Origin of the sequence: Kitasatospora dryopteridis, from assembly GCF_050749075.1 — a bacterium.
Classification (GTDB): Bacteria; Actinomycetota; Actinomycetes; order Streptomycetales; family Streptomycetaceae; genus Kitasatospora.
On the sequence record NZ_CP192749.1, the window covers coordinates 2932065 to 2952021 of the forward strand.

Consider the following 19957-nt stretch of genomic DNA (forward strand, 5'->3'; position numbering starts at 1 on the left):
GCAGCAAGGGTGGAGGTGCCCGGCACGGCAGCGTCCCCACCCCGGGCCCCGCGCCCCCACCCCGCCGTACCTGCACCCCCCCCACCCACCCAACCGCCCCACCCCCGAGCCCTCAGTGAGGTGACCCCTTGGACAAGGTCCTTGACTCCCCCGATCCCGCCGTCGAGGACATCCCGGACGGAGCGAGCCTCGCCGTCGGCGGTTTCGGCCTCTGCGGCATCCCGAGCACGCTGCTGGGTGCCCTGGCGGCAGCCGGTACGTCGGGGCTGCGCGTCGTGTCGAACAACTGCGGTGTCGACGACTGGGGGCTGGGCCTGCTGCTGCGGGCGGGGCGCATCGCCCGGATGACGTCCTCGTACGTGGGCGAGAACAAGGAGTTCGCCCGCCAGTACCTCAGCGGCGAGCTGGAGGTCGAACTCACTCCGCAGGGCACCCTGGCCGAGCGCCTGCGGGCGGGCGGCGCCGGCATCCCGGCGTTCTTCACGCCGGCCGGTGTGGGCACGCAGGTCGAGGAGGGCGGCCTGCCCTGGCGGTACGCCGCCGACGGGTCGGTGGCGGTCGCCTCGCCGGCGAAGGAGGTCCGCGAGTTCGGCGGCCGCCGGTACCTGCTGGAGGAGGCCATCACGGCCGACTTCGCGCTGGTCAGGGCCGAGGTGGCCGACCGGCACGGCAACTGCGTGTTCCACGCGGCGGCCCGCAACTTCAATCCGCTCTGCGCCACCGCCGGGCGGGTCACCGTGGTCGAGGCCGACCTGATCGTCGAGCCCGGCGAGCTGCCGCCGGATGCGGTGCACCTGCCCGGTGTCTACGTCGACCGGGTGGTGGCCGCCGACCCCGCGGACCGCCGCATCGAGCGCCGCACCGTCCGCCCGATCCCCCAGGAGGTCTGAGATGCCCGCCACCGCCACGTCCGCCGTCACGGCCCCCACCGCTCCCACGGCCCTCGATCCGCGGGACGCCCTCGCGGCCCGGGCCGCCCGGGAGCTCCGCGACGGACAGTACGTGAACCTCGGCATCGGCCTGCCGACACTGATCCCCAATCACCTGCCGCCCGGTGTGCACGTGGTGCTGCACTCGGAGAACGGCATCCTCGGTGTGGGTCCCTATCCGCAGGACGGATCGGAGCATGCGGATCTCATCAATGCCGGCAAGGAGACGGTGACCGTCAACGACGGGGCGTCCTACTTCGACTCGGCGTTCTCGTTCGGCATGATCCGGGCCGGGCGGATCGACGTGTCCGTCCTCGGGGCGATGCAGGTCTCGGCCTCGGGCGACCTGGCCAACTGGATGATCCCCGGCAAGATGGTGAAGGGCATGGGCGGGGCGATGGACCTCGTCCACGGTGCACGCCGGCTGATCGTGGTGATGGAGCACGTCGCCCGGGACGGATCGCCGAAGATCGTGAACGAGCTGACGCTGCCCGCCACGGGCCGGGGTGTGGTGCACCGGATCGTCACCGACCTGGCCGTTCTCGACGTGACGCCGGACGGCCTCCTGCTGGTGGAGGTGGCCCCCGGCCACACCGTCGAGGAGGTCCGGGCAGCCACCGAGCCCCGGTTGCTGCTCTCCCCCGCCCTGTCGGCCGACGTCTGACCCACCCCGCTCACCCTCCCCCGCCCGTCCGGCCACAGGCCCTGCCACGGTCCCGCCCCGTGGTCCCGCACCCCGCGGCGAGGCCCCGGCCGGACGGCGAAGGCCGGCCGCGCGCTGCCCCCTCGACAGCGCACGGCCGGCCTTCGTACCTCCGCTCCCGGTGTCAGGAGTTCAGGTTCGGTACCTGCCAGTCGATGGCCTCCGCGCCGAAGCCCTCCAGGGCCTCGTTGATCTGCGAGAACGGCTTGCTGCCGAAGAACAGCTTCGCGGAGAGCGGCGACGGGTGCGCGCCCTGGACGACCACGTGGCGGGTGGTGTCGATCAGCGGCAGCTTCTTCTTGGCGTAGTTGCCCCACAGCACGAAGACGCAGGGCTCCTCGCGCTCGCTGACGGCCTTGATCACCGCGTCGGTGAACTTCTCCCAGCCCTTCGCCTTGTGCGAGTTGGGCTCGTGCGCACGGACCGTCAGCACCGCGTTGAGCAGCAGGACGCCCTGCTCGGCCCAGTGCATCAGGTAGCCGTTGTCGGGGGCGGGGATGCCGAGGTCGGCGTCCAGCTCCTTGAAGATGTTGCGCAGCGACGGCGGCGTCTTGGTGCCCGGCAGCACGGAGAAGCTCATGCCGTGGGCCTGGCCGTCGTCGTGGTACGGGTCCTGGCCGAGGACCAGCACGCGGACCTTGTCGTACGGGGTCGCCTCGAGGGCCGAGAACTCCTGCCCGCTGGGCGGGAAGACCTGGTGTTCCGCACGCTCGGCGGCCACGAAGGCGGCGAGCTGCGCGAAGTACGGCTTGCCGACCTCGCCCGCGAGCACGTCCTGCCAGGACTCGGGCAGCTCGAAACCGGCGTCCACGGCCGCCTCAGCCATATCCGTCACGACTAACCTCCCACCGACCGCGCCGCACTGCGCAGCGGCCGCTTCCGACGTACGACTTCCTACGACCCTGAACGCTACACACCCCGACCGACAGCCCGCGCCGCCCACCCGGTTCCGCCAGGTCCCGCCACCCCCGGCCGTACGGCCTCGCGCGGACCGGCCCTCGGCGTCCGCCCCCGAACTACCCTTCGGCCGCCGCCGTCCGGGCCTTCTCACGCCGCACCCGCACGTGTTCGAGGACGTTGAGGCCGACGAGTGCGGCTGCGAGGGACACCAGCGCGGCGACGGCGGGCAGTCGCAGCATCAGCGGCAGCAGGACGAGGACGACGCCGGCGGCCGCCAGCCGGGTCGGCGACACCCTGCCGAACATCATCCACCGGGTGTAGCTGAAGGAGAGCAGGTACAGCATGCAGCCGCCGTAGAGGAGGGCGAGCGTGCCGAGGCCGAGGGCGTGGCCGGGTTCGGCGACCGTCTCGCCGAAGCCGACCGCGACGGCGATCACCCCGGCGATCAGCAGCAGGTGGCCGTAGGAGAACACCCAGCGGATCATGTCCCGCCGGGAGGCCGCGGTCTCCACGGCGAACCGCATCGCGTCGGAGGCGAAGCCGAAGTACAGCCACCACAGGGCGCAGGCGATGACGAACGCGGCCGCCACCGACACCAGCTGTCCGGGGTGCAGCCGGGACTCGGCGACCGGGCCGCCGATGCCCACGATGGACTCGCCGAGCGCCACCAGGAGGAACAGCCCGAACCGCTCGGGCAGGTGGCCGGGGTGGTACGTCACCGCGGCGAGCCGGCGGCGGAACACCAGCGGCGCGGCCAGGTCGCAGCAGGCGCCCGCGGCCCACAGGGCCGTCCGGGCCGGTCCGTCGGCCAGTCCGCCGAGGAGCATCAGCGGGCCGCTGACGGCGACGCCGACACCGTACGGGCCGACCCAGACCCGGCGAATGCCGCGGACCAGCCACAGCAGCACCAGCCGGGCGGCCCAGTAGCCGGCGCCGAAGAGCAGGCCGCGTGCGCCGTACGCACCGGGCAGGGCGAGTGCCATGAAGAGTCCGCACAGGCCGACCGCGAAGATGCCGATGCGGTCGCGCGGGGTGTCGACATCACGCACATTGGCCTGCACGGTGGTGCCGACCCAGCACCAGTAGACCGGCGCGAAGGCCACCAGTGCCTGGCCGACGCCCACCCAGTCGTGGTGGTGGTGCAGCAGCTGGGAGACCTGGGTGACGGCGAAGACGAAGACCAGGTCGAAGTACAGCTCCGCCCAGGTCACCCGCTTCTCGCCGGCCGTCTCCGACGCCCCGGCGGCCCCCGCGCCCTCCGGCGCCTGCGGCCTCGGCAGGCCGGCTTCCGTCGTCCGTTCCACTGCTCCCCCTCGGTTGAACGGTCGGTTCACCCACGGCGCCGCCGCAGAGCCGGTGACCCCTCTCCCCCACCGGCGGGCCGGCCTCGGACGGCCCACGAACGGTCCCGGATGAAACCCCTCCAGCTAACCAGTCGGCGACAGTCAGCGGCTACCGGGTGGGGAAAGGTCGCCGCAGTGCTTCAGGTACGGCGCCCGGCCTGCTGCTGAGGCCTGCCGGATTCGCCTGGCACGCTGCCCGCCATGACCGAGCTCACAGGCACCCAGAAGCCGGTGCGCAGGATCCTCGATCCGTACGAGGCGATCGCCGCGTTGGAACGTGCTGTACCGGGGCTGGCGGATCGCCGTCGGCGGGAGCCCGCCACGTTCGACTGAGCCGCGGTCGAGCATGTCCTCGGCACCGCCCTGCCCGCCGATTTCAAGCGCCCGTGCGAGAGGTATCCCGCATTCGCACCGGACGACTTCATGGGCGTCGGCCTCCCCTATCCCGGAGAGGAGACCGGCTGGGCCCGGGAACCCTGCAAGGGCTGGTCACCGTCGGGTCGCGCAACGGGCCCTGGTGGCACTACGAGGGCGGAATGGTTCAGTTCCTGGCCGAGCTCTGCGACGGCACGCTGGAGCCCTGGGCGCTCCCCCCGGTCAGGCCCGAGGTCACCGGCTGATCCGATGCGCGGGATGCCCGGAACTGCGGTGGCGCGACGAGCCGCTGACGGCCCGTGGGCGGCCAGGCGAGCAAGCGCGGCGCCCCTGCCGGCGGAAAACCGCTGGTAGGGGCGCTGCGGACGTTCCCGACGGTCAGAACGGTCAGATCTCGTCGATCAGGTCGGCGATCGACTTCACGACGCGGGTCGGCCGGTACGGGAACCGCTCCACGTCGGCGGGGGCGGTGAGGCCGGTCAGCACGAGGATCGTCTCCATGCCGGCCTCCATGCCGGACACCACGTCGGTGTCCATGCGGTCGCCGATCATCGCGGCGGTCTCCGAGTGCGCGCCGGCCGTGTTGAGCGCCTCACGCATCATCAGCGGGTTGGGCTTGCCGACGAAGTACGGCTCGACGCCGGTCGCCTTGGTGATGAGGGCGGCGACCGATCCGGTGGCCGGGAGCACGCCCTCGGTGGACGGGCCGGTCTCGTCCGGGTTGGTGCAGATGAAGCGGGCGCCGCCGTTGATCAGGCGGATCGCCTTGGTGAGGGCCTCGAAGCTGTAGGTGCGGGTCTCGCCGAGCACCACGTAGTCCGGGTCCTTGTCGGTGAGGACGTAGCCGGCCTGGTAGAGCGCGGTGGTGAGGCCGGCCTCGCCGATGACGTAGGCGGTACCGCCAGGCCGCTGGCTCTTGAGGAACTTGGCGGTGGCGAGGGCGGAGGTCCAGATGCACTCCTCCGGCACCTCCAGGCCCATGCCGGCGAGGCGGGCGCTGAGGTCGCGGGGGGTGTAGATCGAGTTGTTGGTGAGCACCAGGAACGGCTTGCCGGACTCCCGCAGGCGGCGGAGGAACTCCTCCGCGCCGGGGATCGGCGTGCCCTCATGGATGAGGACGCCGTCCATGTCGGTCAGCCAGGACTCGATGGGCTTGCGGTCTGCCACGTGCGTGTCTCCCGAGGTCGTGCGGTGGTCGTACAGAACTGCACCCCTCCGCGCGGCGCCCGCAGCGGGCGTGCCGCGACGTGCGGGGGTCCTACTGGCTGCCCCAACGCGACCAGCCTAATCCGCACACCTGGCCGAGGGGGAGGACGTCCCGACCGGCGGACGCCCCGAGGTCCGCGGGCAGGCCGGCGAACGGGCGGGCGAGCGGAGGAACGACGGGTCCCGACCGCCGTCTCAAGACGTCCTTAAGCGGCCCCTAACAGCACTGAGGGCAGGTCAACTTCCCCTCCGGCAGTGGTTAGCGTGCTGGACACAGCCTCCCGCCCCCTCATTCCTGGAGCGCCACCATGCCCGCTCGCCCGTCCGCCCGCCGCCGGGTCACCGTCCTCGCCGGCGCCCTTGCCGGCCTGGCCCTGTCCGGCACGCTCGGCACCGGCACCGCCGCCGCGCACGGCTCGATGCAGAACCCGCTGAGCCGGGTCGAGGGCTGCTACCTGGAGGGACCGGAGCACCCGAAGTCGGCGGCCTGCAAGGCGGCGATCGCCCTCGGCGGCACCCAGGCGATGTACGACTGGAACGGCGTGCGGATCGGCGACGCCAACGGCCGCCACCAGCAGCTGATCCCGGACGGCAAGCTGTGCAGCGCCAACAGCCCCGAGTTCGCCGGCCTGGACCTGCCGCGCGCCGACTGGCCCGCCACCAGCCTGAAGGCCGGCAGCGACTTCACCTTCCGCTACCGGGCCACCGCACCGCACCGCGGCACCTTCCGGCTGTACGCCACCAACGGCACGTACAACCCGTCGCAGCCGCTGAAGTGGTCGAACCTGCAGTCCGCGCCGTTCCTGACGGTCACCGACCCGAAGCTGGTGGACGGGCAGTACGTGCTGCCGGGGAAGATCCCGGCCGGGCTGAAGGGCCGCCAGCTGATCTACGCGATCTGGCAGCGCTCGGACAGCCCGGAGGCCTTCTACTCCTGCTCCGACGTCGTCTTCGACGGCAGCGGGGCGGCCCCCGGCACCGCCGCCGTGCCGACCGCCGGCAGCGGCGTCCAGCACACCCACGAGGCCGCCCCGGGCAGCGCCGGCGCCCCGGCCGCCGTCCCCGCGGCAGCCCCCGCCGCGGCCACCGCCTCGCCCGCGACGAGCCCGACCGGCACCCCCGGCGGCACCGGGACCACCCCGCCCGGCACGCCCACCGACGGTGCGGCCTCCTCCCCCGCCGCCGTCCCGGCCGGGGCGCAGCTCGCGCAGACCGGCACCGACCGCTCCACCGGCCTGATCGCCGCCGTCGGCACCGCGTTCGTGCTCTCCGGCACCGCCATGGCCGTGCTGCGCCGCCGCAACCGCCGCCGCGCGCACGCGCGCTGAACCACCGGACGGCCGGCGCGGCCGTGGTTGAGTAGGGGAATGAGCGAGCCCCGCCCTCCTTTCCGCGTCGGCCTGATCGGCTACGGCCTGGCCGGCTCCGCCTTCCACGCCCCGCTGATCGCCACCACCCCCGGACTGCAGCTGGCCGCGGTGGTCACCGCCAACCCGGACCGCCGCGACCGGCTGCGCCTCGCCCACCCGGGCGCACAGCCGCTCGACACCCCCGCGGACCTGTTCGCCCGTGCCGACGAGCTCGACCTGGTCGTCATCGCCTCGCCCAACCGCACCCATGTGCCGCTGGGCGAGGCGGCCGTCGCCGCCGGCATCCCCGTGGTGATCGACAAGCCGATGGCCGGCACCGCCTTCGAGGCGGCCCGGCTGTGCGACGCCGCGGAGCGGGCCGGCGTCCTGCTCTCGGTCTTCCAGAACCGCCGCTGGGACGGCGACTTCCTGACCGCCCGCCGCCTGGTCGACGAGGGCGCGCTGGGCCGGGTGCACCGCTTCGAGTCCCGGTTCGAGCGGTTCCGCCCGAAGCCGAAGCCCGGCTGGCGGGAGCTCGCCGACCCGGCCGAGGTCGGCGGCACCCTGTACGACCTCGGCAGCCACCTGGTCGACCAGGCGCTGACCCTGTTCGGCCCGGCCGAGACGGTCTACGCGGAGATCGACACCCGCCGTGACGGCGCGGTGGTCGACGACGACGCCTTCCTCGCCATCACCCACGCCTCCGGCGTCCGCTCCCACCTGTGGACGAGCGCCCTCACCGCGCTCGGCGGCCCCCGCCTGCGGGTCCTCGGCGACAGCGCCGGGTACGTGAAGTTCGGCATGGACCCCCAGGAGGACGACCTCAAGGCAGGCCGCCACCCCGGCGACGGCCGCCCGTGGGGCGCCGACGACCCCGCCGCGTACGGGACGCTGGGCCAGGACGGCTCCGCCGACCGCATCCCCACCGACCCCGGCGACTACCCGGCCTTCTACGCGGGCATCGCCGCCTCCCTGGCCGACGGCACCCCGCCGCCGGTCGACCCGCGCGACGCCGTCGCCGCCCTCGCCGTCCTGGAGGCGGCCCGCGGCTCCGCCGCCACCGGCCGCGTCGTCCGCCTCGACTGACGGCGGGCGCCGCGGCCGGGTGGCGGTACCCCTACCGGCGGCAGCAGGGCAAGGAAACGGGGCCGGTCGCGGATCGCGACCGGCCCCGAGGCCGTCCTCCGCCCGTCAGCGGGCGTACGGGTTGCCACCAGGAGGCGGCGGGGTCTGCCCCTGCGGCGGCGGGAAACCACCGGGAGCCGGCGGCTGCTGGGCGTACGGGCCCGCGGGCGGCTGCTGCGCGGGGAAGCCCGGCGCCTGCGCCTGGTACGGCGGCTGCGCCCCGTACGGGGCCGGCGGTGCGACCGGGGCCTGGGCCGCGGCGGCCTTCTTCCGCCTGGCGAGCACCGCGAAGAAGATCACCAGCAGCACCGCGGCGATCACGACCACGCCGAGGACCAGCTGCACCTGGTCGATCGGGTCCGAATTCGAGTCCGAGGAGGGGGCGGCCGCGGGCTGCGAGGAGGCGGGCTCCTGCCCCTGGGCCGTCGCGGGCGCGGAGGCACCGCCGGTGCCCGCACCCTGGGACGGCTCGGCCGCCGCGATCTTCAGCGGGAACTCGCCCGCCGGGCCCGGGTCGCCGGGCTCGGTCAGCGCGATGCGCGGACGGACCGCACCGTAGCCGACGAAGTCGCTGCGTTCCTTGGGGCTGCTGGCCGTGTTGATGAGCACGCGGAGGACCTGGTTGTTGGTCCAGTCGGGGTGCGCCGCCCAGACGAGGGCCGCCGATGCGGAGGCGACGGCTGTGGCGTCGGAGGTTCCGCTGGCCTTGCAGTAGCCGGACGGGCCGGTGCAGGCGCTGTAGATGTCGGCGCCCGGCGCCGCCAGGGAGACCTGCGGGCCGTGCTCGGACTCCGCGGTGGCCTTGCCGTCCTTGTCGGTGGCGGCCACGCCGACCACGCCCGGGGAGGCCGCCGGGTACTCGACCCGGTTGCCGGTCTTGCCGCTGTTGCCCACCGCGGCGAAGAGCAGGCTGCCGCGGGCGAGGGCGTGGTCCACCGAGGTCTTGAACTTCTGCAGGTCGACCGGCTTGAGGTTCGACGCCGGGATGCCCACCGACAGGTTGATGACCTTCGCGCCCTGGTCCGAGGCGTAGACGATCGCGTCGCCGAGCTGCGCGAGGTCGGAGTTCTCCGCCTCGACCTTGCCGCCGTAGGTGTCGTTGACCTTGATCGGGAGGATCTTGGCACCGGGTGCCAGCCCGTACTCGCCCTTGCCGCCCAGGCCCTTGCCGGTGCCGGCGATGATGCTCGCCATGCCGGTGCCGTGGCCGGTGGAGTCCGAGGTGTTCCCGGTTTTGGTGAAGTCCTTGCCGGGCAGCACCTGCCCGGCGAGGTCCGGATGCGCGGCGTTGACGCCGCTGTCGATCACCGCGACCGTGATGCCCTGGCCGGTGCTGGTCTTCCACATGTCCGGAGCGTGCATGGCGTCCAGGTACCACTGCTGGGCGCGGATCGAGTCCACGCCTGAGGCCGGCCCGGCCGCCGCTCCGACGGCCAGTGCCGCCACCGCCATCACCGCGGCGAACCGCCGCCCCCGCACTGTCGTGCCCGTTCGCCGCATCCTGCTCTCCCTCGTCAGCCGTCGCCGTCGGCCCGGCACGCCTCCCGACGCACGGACCTGCCCGGCCGCAGGGCTGTTTGCAGCCCCGCGGCCGGGCAGTCGGTCTGATTCCTACTCAATCACGCCCGGGTTGACCGGTCCCGAACCGGAGGTCCAGGTGTCCTCGTCCTCGATGAGATAGTCCGGACGGTTGCCGCGGTTCCGGTCCTTGCGCCCGGCACCGGCAGCGCCGTGGCCGCCGCCGAAACCGCCCTGGCCCGACCGGCCGTCCGCACCGCGCTCCGCGCGACCGCGCAGACCGGTGCCGCCCTGGGTGAACTCGCCGCCCGCAGCCGGGCCGCGGCGTCCGCCGACCGTGCCGCCGGAGCGGCCCACCAGGCCGCCGCCCGCGCGGCCGCCGCCGGCGCCGCCCCTGGCACCCGCGCCGCCTCCCGCACCACCGGCGTGCGGCATGCCGCCCATACCGGGAGCACCGGCGCGGCCCGCCTGGCCCGCGCCCGGAGCGCTGCCGCCCGCGGTACCGCCCGGGCGCGCCCCGGCGCCGGTCGTACCCGCGCCGCCGGCACGGCCGGCCCCGGCGGTGCTGCCGCCGCGACCGGCACCGCCGCCGCCCCCGAGGCCGCCGAGGCCTCCGGGCGGCATGCCGCCGGGCAGGTGGCCGCCACCGCCGCCACCGAGGTTGCCGCCGCCGGGCAGCGGACCCACCTGGCCTCCATTGGGCAGGTTCGGGTTCGGCAGGTTCGGGTTCGGCGCGGTCGGCACCGTCGGCGCATGGTCGATGCCCGTGCTCGGGATGTGCGGCGCCGGGTACGGCATGGTCTGAATCGGACCGGGACCGGTCGGCACCTGGTGGACGGGCGGCGTCGGCACCGTCTGGTGCCCGGACGGCGGGTTCCACGAGGGCGTCTGCCCCGGCCGCCCCGACCCGCTGCCGCCGCTGCCGACACCGCCGGTGCCGCCGCCGACGTCCACGTTCTGTCCACCGTGGCGCCCTTCGGCGCCCGGCACCGGCGGGAACTCCGGCGGCTGCGCGGAGTTCAGCCGCGTGACCGACTGGTCGTACGACTGCCCCAGCTTGCTCATCTGCTGGATGGCGTCCTGGTGGGCCTGGTCGATGCGCTTCCGGGCGGCCTGGGCCTCGGCCTCCGTCACCCAGTCGGAGTCGACCATGTTGGCGACCTTGTCGGCCGCCCAGCCGCCGACCACGTTGCCGATGCCGGGCATGACGGCGCCGCCCGCGATGAAGCCGCCGACCGAGACCGCGGTGTTGGGCTGGGCCTCGTACCGCCGGACGATCTCCATGTCGGAGGTCGGCACGTCCGGCATCGTCCGCTTGACCTCGCTGAGGGTCTCGCCGGCCGTGGCCATGTAGGTGCCGGCGTTCCGCGAGTACTCGGCCAGCTGCATGGTGGACCTGGAGACGTTGCCGCCCCAGGTCTTGAAGTTGTCGGCCGCCTCGCCCTGCCAGTCGAGGCCGCTCATGTGGGCGTGCAGCTCGTTGCTGATCTCGTCCATCTTCTGGGCGGCCAGCAGCAGTCGCTGGCCGACCTGCATGACGGCCACCGGGTCCGCGCTGTCGACCATGGCCACCAGCTGCTCGTGGCTGGTGCCCCCGAAGTCGTCGCCGTCCCGGTGGATCCGCCTGATGAACCGCTTCTCGGTCATGCCCCACTCCCCCTCTCCGCTGCCGGAGCACTCATCAGTACGAAACCTGCTGGTTGCCGCTGGACGGCTGCGAGGCCGACTGCGTGTACGAGGCGGGCTGCGCGTGACTGCCGCCGCCCGCGGCGGCCCGGTAGCCGCCCGCCGACGACACCTGGGTCTGCTGGTCCGCCTGGTTGAGGATCGACTGGAACTTCTGCCGCTGTTCCTCGTCGGCGTTGTCGTAGCCGCGGGCCGCCATGTCGATGCTGGCGCCCATCGCCTCGATCTGCATCGAGAGCGTCTTCGACAGCTGCTCCAGGTTGGCGTGCACCGTGGCGTAGGCGCTCATCAGGCTGCCGGCCTGGCCGAAGTTCTGGCCGAGCTGCCAGGACTGCAGCTGCTGCTGGGAGACCTCGCCGTGACTCGCGGGCGAGCCGTCGAGGTCCTTCAGGATCGCGTCGACCTTGTTCTTGAAGGTCTGCAGGTTCTCAACCTCGACCTTGACGGCCTGGGCGCCGACCTGCCCGGCGAGTGCCTGGGACTGGGCGACCATCGCCGCGGTCTGAGCGGCCGTCACCGTGGAGACCACGTTGTAGAAGATGCCGGACGTGCTGCTTCCGCCGCCGCCGCCCGAATCCGCCGCTGCGCTGACCATCGATCCAACCTCCCCCGTGTCCGGCCGGCCCGGCACGGCCCGCCGTTCACCACATCTTGTCGACCCCCGGAATCAGGGTCCGTCACCATCCGATCGGTTGCGCGCACCGACGGGCGGCAGCAACCACCACCCGTAACATAGCGGCCGCCGCCAACACCCCGTCAGGGGGCCGGGCCGCACGGCCGCCATCGGTACGCACTTGTCACCCGACGGTCACAACATCCCCTCCCCGGGGGGCTGTTCCCACCCCCGCCTCCCCGGGGAGCGCCCGCGGGCCGGTTCAGCCCTTCCAGGCCGCCAGGTGGGCGTCGATCTCGCCGGCCAGCCGGGCCTTGCCGGCCGGGTCGAGGAAGGAGGCCTCGACGGCGTTCTTGGCGAGGGCGGCGACCCCGGCCTCGTCCAGGTCGAGCAGGCGGGCGGCGACGGCGTACTCGGTGTTCAGGTCGGTGCCGAACATCGGCGGGTCGTCGCTGTTGACGGTGACGAGCAGGCCGGCGTCGACCATCTGCTTGATCGGGTGGTCCTCGATCCGCTCGACGGCCCGGGTGGCGATGTTGGAGGTCGGGCAGACCTCCAGCGGGATGCGGTGCTCGCCGAGGTGGTCGACCAGGGCGGGGTCGTGGACGGCCTGGGTGCCGTGGCCGATCCGCTCGGCTCCGAGGTCGCGCAGGGCGTCCCAGACGGTCTGCGGACCGGTGGTCTCGCCGGCGTGCGGGACGCTGCGCAGGCCGACGGCGCGGGCCCGGTCGAAGTAGGGCTTGAACTGGGGGCGCGGCACGCCGATCTCCGGGCCGCCGAGGCCGAAGCTGACCAGGCCCTCGGGGGCGAGGTCGACGGCCAGGCGGGCGGTCTCCTCGGCGGCGGCCAGGCCGGCCTCGCCGGGGATGTCGAAGCACCAGCGCAGCACGACGCCGAGCTCCTTCTCGGCGGCCTTGCGGGCGTCCTCGATGGCCTCCATGAAGGCGACGTCCGGGATGCCGCGGCTGACCGAGGAGTACGGGGTAATGGTCAGCTCGGCGTAGCGGATGTGCTGGCGGGCCATGTCCTCGGCGACGCCGTAGGTCAGGGCCCGGACGTCCTCGGCGTCGCGGATCAGGTCGACGACGCTCAGGTACACCTCGATGAAGTGCGCGAAGTCGGTGAAGGTGAAGTACTCGGCGAGAGCCTGCGGGTCGACCGGGACCCTGCTGCGGCCCTCGTGCCGGGCGGCCAGCTCGGCCACCACCCGGGGGGACGCGGACCCGACGTGGTGCACGTGCAGTTCCGCCTTGGGCATGGCGGCGATGAACGCCTCGATCCCCTTGTTGCCTTCGGTCACCGCTCTGCTCCTTCGTACGTCGGCGGACATTGCATGCTATCCAGCGGACCGGGCTACCCGCCGAGGGCGACCGCGGCGGTGTGGATGAGCAGCCCGGCGAGCGCGCCGACGACCGTGCCGTTGATCCGGATGAACTGGAGGTCGCGCCCGACGTTGGCCTCGATCTTGCGGGAGGCGTCGTCGGCGTCCCAGCCGGCGACGGTGTCGGAGATCAGCGCGGTGATCTCCTCGCGGTAGGTCTCGACGACGTACTGGGCGGCGTCCTGCAGCCAGCCGTCGGTCTTGGCCTGGAGCCGGGGGTCGGTGGCCAGCCGCCGGCCGAGGGAGCGCAGGCCGTCGCGCAGGCGTCGGCGCAGTTCGCTCTGCTCGTCCTCGGCGGCACCGAGGACGAGGGTGCGGACGGCGTCCCAGGAGGAGGCGATGAGGTCCTGCACCTCGGGGCGTTCCAGCAGGTCGGCCTTGGCGTGCTCGACCCGGGCGATGGTGTCGGGGTCGTGCTGGAGCTCGGTGGCGAAGTCGGCGAGGAAGTTGTCGATGGCGCCGCGGGCGGGGTGTTGGGGGTCGTCGCGGATGTCGGTGACGAACCGCATCAGCTCCTTGTAGACCCGTTCGCCGACCTGGTGGTCGATGAACTTGGGCGTCCAGCCGGGCGTCTTGCTGGTGACCCGCTGGACGATGTCCTCGTGGTGCTCGGTGAGCCAGTGGTGGACGCGGACGCTCACCAGGTCGACCACGCCGTGGTGTCCGCCGTCGGCGACGACCTTGCCGAGCAGGCGGCCGGCGGGTTCGGCGACGGGGGTGGCGGCGGCCCGGCGGGTGACGGCCTCGGCGACGACGGCCTGCACGTCCTCGTCGCGCAGGACGGCGATGACGCCGCGCAGGGCGGCGGCGGCCTCGCGGGTGACGCGTTCGGCGCTGCCGGGTGCGGCGAGCCACTCGCCGAGCCGGCGGGCGATGCCGATGGCCTCCAGTCTGGCGCGGACGACGGACGGGGAGAGGAAGTTGTCGCCGACGAAGTCGCCGAGGGACTTGCCGAAGGCGTCCTTCTTGGTGGGGATGATCGCGGTGTGCGGGATGGGCAGGCCGAGCGGGTGGCGGAAGAGTGCGGTCACCGCGAACCAGTCGGCGAGGGCGCCGACCATGCCGGCCTCGGCGGCGGCCGCGACGTAGCCGGCCCAGGCTCCGGCCCCGGCGGCGGAGGCCCAGGTGGCGAGGGCGAAGACGGCCGTGGCGAAGGCCAGCAGGCCGGTGGCGATGGTCTTCATCCGCCGTACGCCCTGGCGCTTGCGCTCGTCGGCCTCGGTGAAGCTGACCCCGCCGGGAGGTCGGGAGGCCGTTCCGGTTCTCTGTTCGACGCTCACCCGGACAGTCTGCCCCGCGCCCGCCGTCCTGATCGCGTCACCGGGCCGGGCGGCGCGATCAGGGCGGCAGGCCGGCGGGCCGGGCGGCTCAGCCGATGACGGCGCCCGCGTACATCCGGGCGATGACGTCCTCGATGGCGGGTTCGCGGACGGACAGGTCGGCCAGCGGGTAGCGGGCGGCGACCGCGGCGACGATCGGCGCGGCGCTCTCCCGGGCGGGGAAGGCCAGCCACTGGCGGGGGCCGTCGACCTTGACCACCCGGGCGCCGGGCACCCGGATCGGCGGGTGCGCCTCGGCGAGGTCGACGACCAGGGTGCGCTCGCTCTCGCCGGCGGTGTGCAGTCCGTCGAGGTCGCCGTCGTGGACGAGCCGGCCGTGGTCGATGACCATGACGCGGTCGCAGAGCTGCTCGATGTCGACGAGGTCGTGGGTGGTGAGCAGCACGGTGGTGCCGCGGCTGCGGTTGGCCTCGCGGAGGAAGGCCCGGACCTTGGCCTTGCTGACGACGTCGAGGCCGATGGTGGGCTCGTCGAGGTAGAGCACGCTGGGGTCGTGGAGGAGGGCGGCGGCGAGGTCGCCGCGCATCCGCTGGCCGAGCGAGAGCTGCCGGACGGGGGTGTCGAGGATGGCGCCGAGGTCGAGGAGTTCGACGCAGCGGTCGAGGTTGGCGCGGTAGCGGGCGTCGGGGATGCGGTGGATGCGGCGGGCGAGTTCGTAGGAGTCGCGCAGCGGGAGGTCCCACCAGAGGGTGGTGCGCTGGCCGAAGACGACGCCGATCCGGCGGGCGAGGGCGGTGCGGTCGCGGGCGGGGTCGACGCCGGCGACGCGCAGCCGGCCGGAGGTGGGGACGAGGATGCCGGTGAGCATCTTGACGGTGGTGGACTTGCCGGCGCCGTTGGGGCCGATGTAGCCGACGCATTCGCCGGCGCGGACGGTGAAGCTGAGGCCGTCGACGGCGTGCACCTCGCGCCGCTCGCGGCGGAACCGCCCGGCGCGGGTGCGGACGGTGAAGGTGCGGCGGACGTCGTCGAGTTCGATGAGTGCCATGGTGGGCTCCTGTTCGTCGGCGGGCGGTGCTGCGGGGGTCGGGGGGGTCAGGTGCCGGTGCCCTGGTAGGCGCGCAGGCCGGCCCGCCAGGCGAGGGCGGCCGCGAGGACGCAGACGGCGGCGGCCAGCGGCGAGGCGTACTGGAAGGCGGCGGGCAGGCCGAGCGGGTCGGGCCGGCCGAGGACGTGCAGGGCGGGCAGCCAGTTGACGAAGGCGAGCGGGATGCCGAAGACGGTGCCGGCGACGAGTTCCTTGGCGAAGACGGTGGGCGGGTACTGGAGCAGGGTGGCACCGCCGTAGGTGAGGGAGTTCTGGAGCTCGCGGGCCTCGCCCCACCAGAACTGCAGGGTGGCGCCGCCGACGAACAGGCAGGCGAAGATGACGCTGCCGCAGACCAGCAGGACGGGCACGAGCAGGATGCGGTCGGCCGTCCAGTGCACGGGCAGCGCGGTGACCGACCAGCCGAGGACGGCGGCGGCCTGGACGGGCCGGCCGAGGCGGCGCAGCGAGAAGCGTTCCGCGCAGAGCTGGGCGAGGGCAGGAGCGGGCCGCACCAGCATGGTGTCGAGGGCGCCGGTGCGGATGCGGTCGCCGAGGGCGTCGATCGAGCCGACGAAGAGGTTGGCGGTGCCGAGGGCGAGGGCGGAGGTGCCGTAGAGGAAGCCGAGTTCGGGGAGGGTCCAGCCGCCGAGGGTGTCGGTGTGGCGGAACATCAGGACGACGACCACGAAGTCGAGGGAGGTGATGGCGAGGCTGGCGGTGAGCATGAGGGCGAAGGACGCCCGGTAGGACATGGTCGAGCGGGTCCACATGCCGGCCATCAGCCACCAGGCGCGGACGGCCCAGCGGGCGGTGGCCCACCGGGAGGGGCGGGCGGTGGGGACGTCAGCCACCCTGCACCACCACCTTGCGGACGGCGAGCGCGAGGACGGCCCGGCCGAGGGCGAGCAGGACGGCGGCCCAGGCGAGCTGGAAGGCGAGGCCGGCGGCGAGTGCGGTGCCGGTGCGGTGTTCCAGGAGGACGTCGGTGGGGATCTGGATCAGTGCGGACCAGGGCAGTACGGCGGCGAGGTCGCCGAGCCACCCGGGGAAGAGCGTGATGGGCAGCAGCATGCCGGAGAAGAACATCGCGACCACCAGGACGACGGCCCGCACCCCTTCGGAGTCGTGCAGCCAGAAGCCGGTGAGGGCGACGAGGAAGCGCAGCCCGAAGCTGACGGTGACGGCGAGCAGGACGGACAGCAGGAAGACCGCCCAGACCAGCGGGGAGCCGGGCAGCCGGATGCCGAAGGCGAGCACGCCGGCGAGGGTGGGGAGGGTGCCGCGGGCGAGCAGGTGGAAGGCGGCACGGCCGAGGTCGGCGGAGAGCCACCAGGCCTGGAAGTCGACCGGGCGGTAGAGGTCGACGGCGATGTCGCCGGTGCGGAAGCGCTCCTGGATGTCGTCCTGGAATCCGCCGCCCCAGACGGCGACGGTGACCAGCAGGGCCTGGCTGATCCAGATGTAGGCGACGGCCTGGTCGGTGTCGTAGCCGCCGAGGCCGGGTCGGGCCTGCCAGAGGGCGAGGAAGGTGTAGGCGAGGATGAAGCCGAAGACGGTGTTGGTGACGGCGCCCGCGACGGTGGCGGCGCGGTAGGTGGAGTAGCGGCGGAAGGCGCCGGCCGCCACGGCCCGGTGGACGGCGAGGGTGCCGCCCGGGGCGCGTCCGGGCGGGCCGGCGGTCGCCGCCCTCCCGGGTTTCTCCCTGTCGGCCCCGGCTGACCCTTCGACACTCGACATATTGTCTCCTTGTCGACTTTTCGGCCCGCAGTCGCGGGCCCGTCGGCGCACGCGCATGCCGACCGCCCGTGCGGGCGCACGGGCAGCCGCGATCGGCTCCGACCGGCACACCCCGGGGGTCCGGGACGGCGGGCGGAGCTGGCCTCTTGCACTGCGCTATGCGGTTGTCACCTTTCACCGTAGCGCCGGGCCACCGCCCCCGCAGCCGAATTCCGGCACGGCCGGGCCGACCGGCGAAAACACCTGATTACGGGTCAAATCGCCCATAATCACCCCATGAACCGAGCGCAGCGAGCCAACAACCCGGCGGGAGACAGCGACCACCGCCCCGGGCAGGACACCGCCACGCGCACCGACAAGCCCGTCCAGCGGACCACCGACACCCCTACCGGCACCCCCGCCGAAGCAGCCGGCGCCCCCGCCCGCACCGCACCCCGCCGCGCCCCCGGCCCGCGCCGCCCCCACCGCGACGGCGGCCGCCCCCGCGAGACCGGCCCGCAGCCGCCGACCCGCCGCGAACACCGCCGCCTGCGCCGCCTCGCCCGCCGCGAACACCGCCGCAGCCTCCCCCGCTGGCGCCGCCTCCTCCCCACCTGGCGGACCGCCCTCGCCGCCCTCGCCGGCACCCTGCTGCTCGCCGCGGCCGCCTTCGCCGCCCTCTACCTCGCCGTCCCCGTGCCCGACCCCAACGCGCACGCCCTCGCCCAGAGCAACGTCTACTACTACGCCGACGGCACCACCGAGATCGCCCGCACCGGCGCCGTCAACCGCGAGGACGTCCCCCTCTCGCAGATCCCCGACCACGTCCGCAACGCCGTCGTCTCCGCCGAGGACCGCACCTTCTACCGCAACCGCGGCATCGACCTCAAAGGCATGGTCCGCGCCGCCTGGCAGAACGCCACCCACCTCGGCGCACCGGGCCGGGCCTTCCAGGGCGGCTCCACCATCACCCAGCAGTACGTCAAGAACTACTACCTGACGCAGGAACAGACCCTCACCCGCAAGGCCCGGGAACTCTTCATCTCCCTCAAGGTCGACCGCCAGGACAGCAAGGACGCCATCCTCGCCGGCTACCTCAACACCAGCTACTTCGGCCGCAGCGCCTACGGCATCCAGACCGCCGCCCGCGCCTACTTCGGCACCGACGCCGCCAACCTCGACGTCGCCCAGGGCGCCTACCTCGCCGCCCTCCTCCAGGCCCCCAGCGCCTACGACGTCAGGACCGCCTCACCCGCCAACCGCGACAAGGCCGTCGCCCGCTGGAACTACGTCCTCGACGGCATGGTCACCCTCGGCTTCCTCGACCCGGCCACCCGCGCCGCCACCGCCTTCCCCGACGTCCTCGAACCCAAGGCCGCCGGCGGACTCCAGGGCCAGGCCGGCTACCTCGTCGACATCGCCGACGACTGGCTCACCCAGACCGGCGTCCTCGACACCGCCACCCTCAAGGCCGGCGGCTGGCGCATCACCACCACCTTCGACAAGAACCGCCAGGACGCCTTCGTCAACGCCGTCAAACAGGAACTCACCGCCGAACTCGACCCCGCCGGCCGCCCCCGCACCGACACCGACGTCCGCGTCGCCGGCGCCTCCGTCGAACCCGCCACCGGCCGCATCGTCGCCGCGTACGGCGGCCCCGACTACGCCGTCCAGCCCTACAACGACGCCCTCCGGCAGGACAACCAGGTCGGCTCCACCTTCAAACCCATCGACCTCGCCGCCGCCCTCGAAGGGGACCGCACCACCCAGGACGGCAAACCCATCACCACCCAGACCCTCTACGACGGCACCAGCGGCCGCCTCGTCGTCGGCGGCCCCACCCCCTACGCCCCGCCCAACGAGGACAACGAGAACCACGGCCAGGTCACCCTGCGCCAGGCCATGATGCGCTCGGTCAACTCCGTCTACGCCCAGCTCGGCATCGACGCCGGACTCGACAACGTCCGCCGCACCGCCATCCGCCTCGGCCTCCCCGACAGCCTCCAGGGCATGGACCCCGACCACAGCTCCATGACGCTCGGCACCGCCACCCCCAGCGCCCTCGACCTCGCCGCCGTCTACGCCGCCCTCGCCAACCACGGCCAGGCCGTCCGCCCCTGGGCCGTCACCGCCCTGGACCGCCCCGCCACCGGCGAGAAGCCCCCGCTCCCCCCGCACGACGCCACCACCGCCGTCAGCCGCACCAGCGCCGACGCCGTCACCGACGTCCTGCGCGACACCGCGGGCCCCAACGGCACCGGCGCCACCGCCCAGGCACTCGGCCGCCCCGCCGCCGGCAAGACCGGCACCACCGACGACAACCGCTCCGCCTGGTTCGCCGGCTACACCCCCGAACTCGCCTCCGTCGTCGGCCTGTTCCGCGAGAACACCAAGACCCACGCCAAGGAGTCACTGGCCGGCACCGCCGGGTACGAACGCGTCAACGGCGGCACCTTCCCCGCCCGCATCTGGACCGCCTACATGACCAGCGCCCTCGCCGGCACCCCCGTCACCCAGTTCGACCTGCAGCCCGGCCCCGGCAACACCGAACCGCCCACCCCCACCGCACAGGCCCCCAAGGCACCCAAGCCCGCCAAGCCCAAGCCCAAGCCGAAGCCCAAGGCCCCCGCACCGAAGCGCCCCGCACCCGCCCCCAAACGCCCCGCGGCCGGCCGGCCCGCCGCAGCGCCCGCACCCGCACCGGCGCCGGCACCCCGGCCCACCGGCCCGGCCGGACTCTGAC

General features: G+C 73.6%; 17 protein-coding genes. 6 read left to right on the forward strand and 11 right to left on the reverse strand.

Features of this window, described 5'->3' with window-relative positions; all coding sequences use genetic code 11:
- Positions 1-128 precede the first annotated feature (128 nt).
- Positions 129-890 carry a CoA transferase subunit A gene (locus ACQ614_RS13245; protein ID WP_431678743.1) on the forward strand — a complete coding sequence of 254 codons (762 nt, stop codon included), beginning with the start codon at positions 129-131 and terminating at the stop codon, positions 888-890.
- Between the two features lies 1 nt (position 891).
- Positions 892-1593 (forward strand): 3-oxoacid CoA-transferase subunit B, encoded by a 702-nt coding sequence (locus tag ACQ614_RS13250; RefSeq protein WP_431678745.1) that lies wholly within the window; start codon positions 892-894, stop codon positions 1591-1593.
- A gap of 163 nt (positions 1594-1756) precedes the next feature.
- Here ACQ614_RS13250 and ACQ614_RS13255 read toward each other — a convergent pair whose 3' ends face one another.
- Entirely contained in the window at positions 1757-2458 is a 702-nt protein-coding gene (locus ACQ614_RS13255; protein WP_431683911.1) for a uracil-DNA glycosylase, read from the reverse strand.
- A 190-nt stretch (positions 2459-2648) separates the two neighbouring features.
- Positions 2649-3836: a low temperature requirement protein A gene (locus ACQ614_RS13260; protein ID WP_431678746.1), complete on the reverse strand. Its 1188-nt coding sequence runs from the start codon at positions 3834-3836 to the stop codon at positions 2649-2651.
- Between the two features lie 240 nt (positions 3837-4076).
- Between ACQ614_RS13260 and ACQ614_RS13265 the strand changes: the two genes are divergently transcribed.
- Positions 4077-4208 carry a hypothetical protein gene (locus ACQ614_RS13265; RefSeq protein ID WP_431678748.1) on the forward strand — a complete coding sequence of 44 codons (132 nt, stop codon included), beginning with the start codon at positions 4077-4079 and terminating at the stop codon, positions 4206-4208.
- 429 nt (positions 4209-4637) lie between these two features.
- Here the strand turns inward: ACQ614_RS13265 and ACQ614_RS13270 are convergent, their stop codons facing one another.
- Positions 4638-5417: an HAD-IIA family hydrolase gene (locus ACQ614_RS13270; RefSeq protein WP_363487533.1), complete on the reverse strand. Its 780-nt coding sequence runs from the start codon at positions 5415-5417 to the stop codon at positions 4638-4640.
- 347 nt (positions 5418-5764) lie between these two features.
- Here ACQ614_RS13270 and ACQ614_RS13275 point away from each other — a divergent pair, with 347 nt between their 5' ends.
- A complete protein-coding gene (locus ACQ614_RS13275) occupies positions 5765-6784 on the forward strand; it encodes a lytic polysaccharide monooxygenase auxiliary activity family 9 protein (protein WP_431678749.1) in 1020 nt (339 codons plus the stop codon).
- A gap of 39 nt (positions 6785-6823) precedes the next feature.
- Entirely contained in the window at positions 6824-7891 is a 1068-nt protein-coding gene (locus ACQ614_RS13280; RefSeq protein WP_431678750.1) for a Gfo/Idh/MocA family oxidoreductase, read from the forward strand.
- A 105-nt stretch (positions 7892-7996) separates the two neighbouring features.
- Here ACQ614_RS13280 and mycP read toward each other — a convergent pair whose 3' ends face one another.
- From mycP to ACQ614_RS13320, 8 genes are all read right to left on the reverse strand, one after another.
- Positions 7997-9430, reverse strand: a complete 1434-nt coding sequence (gene mycP / locus ACQ614_RS13285) for a type VII secretion-associated serine protease mycosin (RefSeq protein ID WP_431678751.1) — start codon at positions 9428-9430, stop codon at positions 7997-7999.
- 111 nt (positions 9431-9541) lie between these two features.
- The gene (locus ACQ614_RS13290) at positions 9542-11095 is read right to left on the reverse strand and encodes a WXG100 family type VII secretion target (protein WP_431678752.1); all 1554 of its coding nucleotides are present in this window, start codon (positions 11093-11095) and stop codon (positions 9542-9544) included.
- A gap of 34 nt (positions 11096-11129) precedes the next feature.
- On the reverse strand, positions 11130-11729 hold the full coding sequence (locus ACQ614_RS13295; protein ID WP_431678753.1) for a hypothetical protein: 600 nt from the start codon (positions 11727-11729) through the stop codon (positions 11130-11132).
- Between the two features lie 280 nt (positions 11730-12009).
- Positions 12010-13077 (reverse strand): adenosine deaminase, encoded by a 1068-nt coding sequence (locus ACQ614_RS13300; protein ID WP_431678754.1) that lies wholly within the window; start codon positions 13075-13077, stop codon positions 12010-12012.
- 23 nt (positions 13078-13100) lie between these two features.
- Positions 13101-14441 (reverse strand): DUF445 domain-containing protein, encoded by a 1341-nt coding sequence (locus ACQ614_RS13305; RefSeq protein ID WP_431683912.1) that lies wholly within the window; start codon positions 14439-14441, stop codon positions 13101-13103.
- 55 nt (positions 14442-14496) lie between these two features.
- Complete coding sequence (locus ACQ614_RS13310) at positions 14497-15456, reverse strand: ABC transporter ATP-binding protein (RefSeq protein ID WP_363487549.1); 960 nt, start codon at positions 15454-15456, stop codon at positions 14497-14499.
- Positions 15457-15503: 47 nt separating this feature from the next.
- Entirely contained in the window at positions 15504-16277 is a 774-nt protein-coding gene (locus ACQ614_RS13315; RefSeq protein WP_431683913.1) for an ABC transporter permease, read from the reverse strand.
- 64 nt (positions 16278-16341) lie between these two features.
- Positions 16342-17235, reverse strand: coding sequence for an ABC transporter permease (locus ACQ614_RS13320; RefSeq protein ID WP_431678755.1), 894 nt, complete (start codon positions 17233-17235; stop codon positions 16342-16344).
- 276 nt (positions 17236-17511) lie between these two features.
- Between ACQ614_RS13320 and ACQ614_RS13325 the strand changes: the two genes are divergently transcribed.
- Positions 17512-19956 carry a transglycosylase domain-containing protein gene (locus ACQ614_RS13325; protein ID WP_431678757.1) on the forward strand — a complete coding sequence of 815 codons (2445 nt, stop codon included), beginning with the start codon at positions 17512-17514 and terminating at the stop codon, positions 19954-19956.
- Position 19957 lies beyond the last annotated feature (1 nt).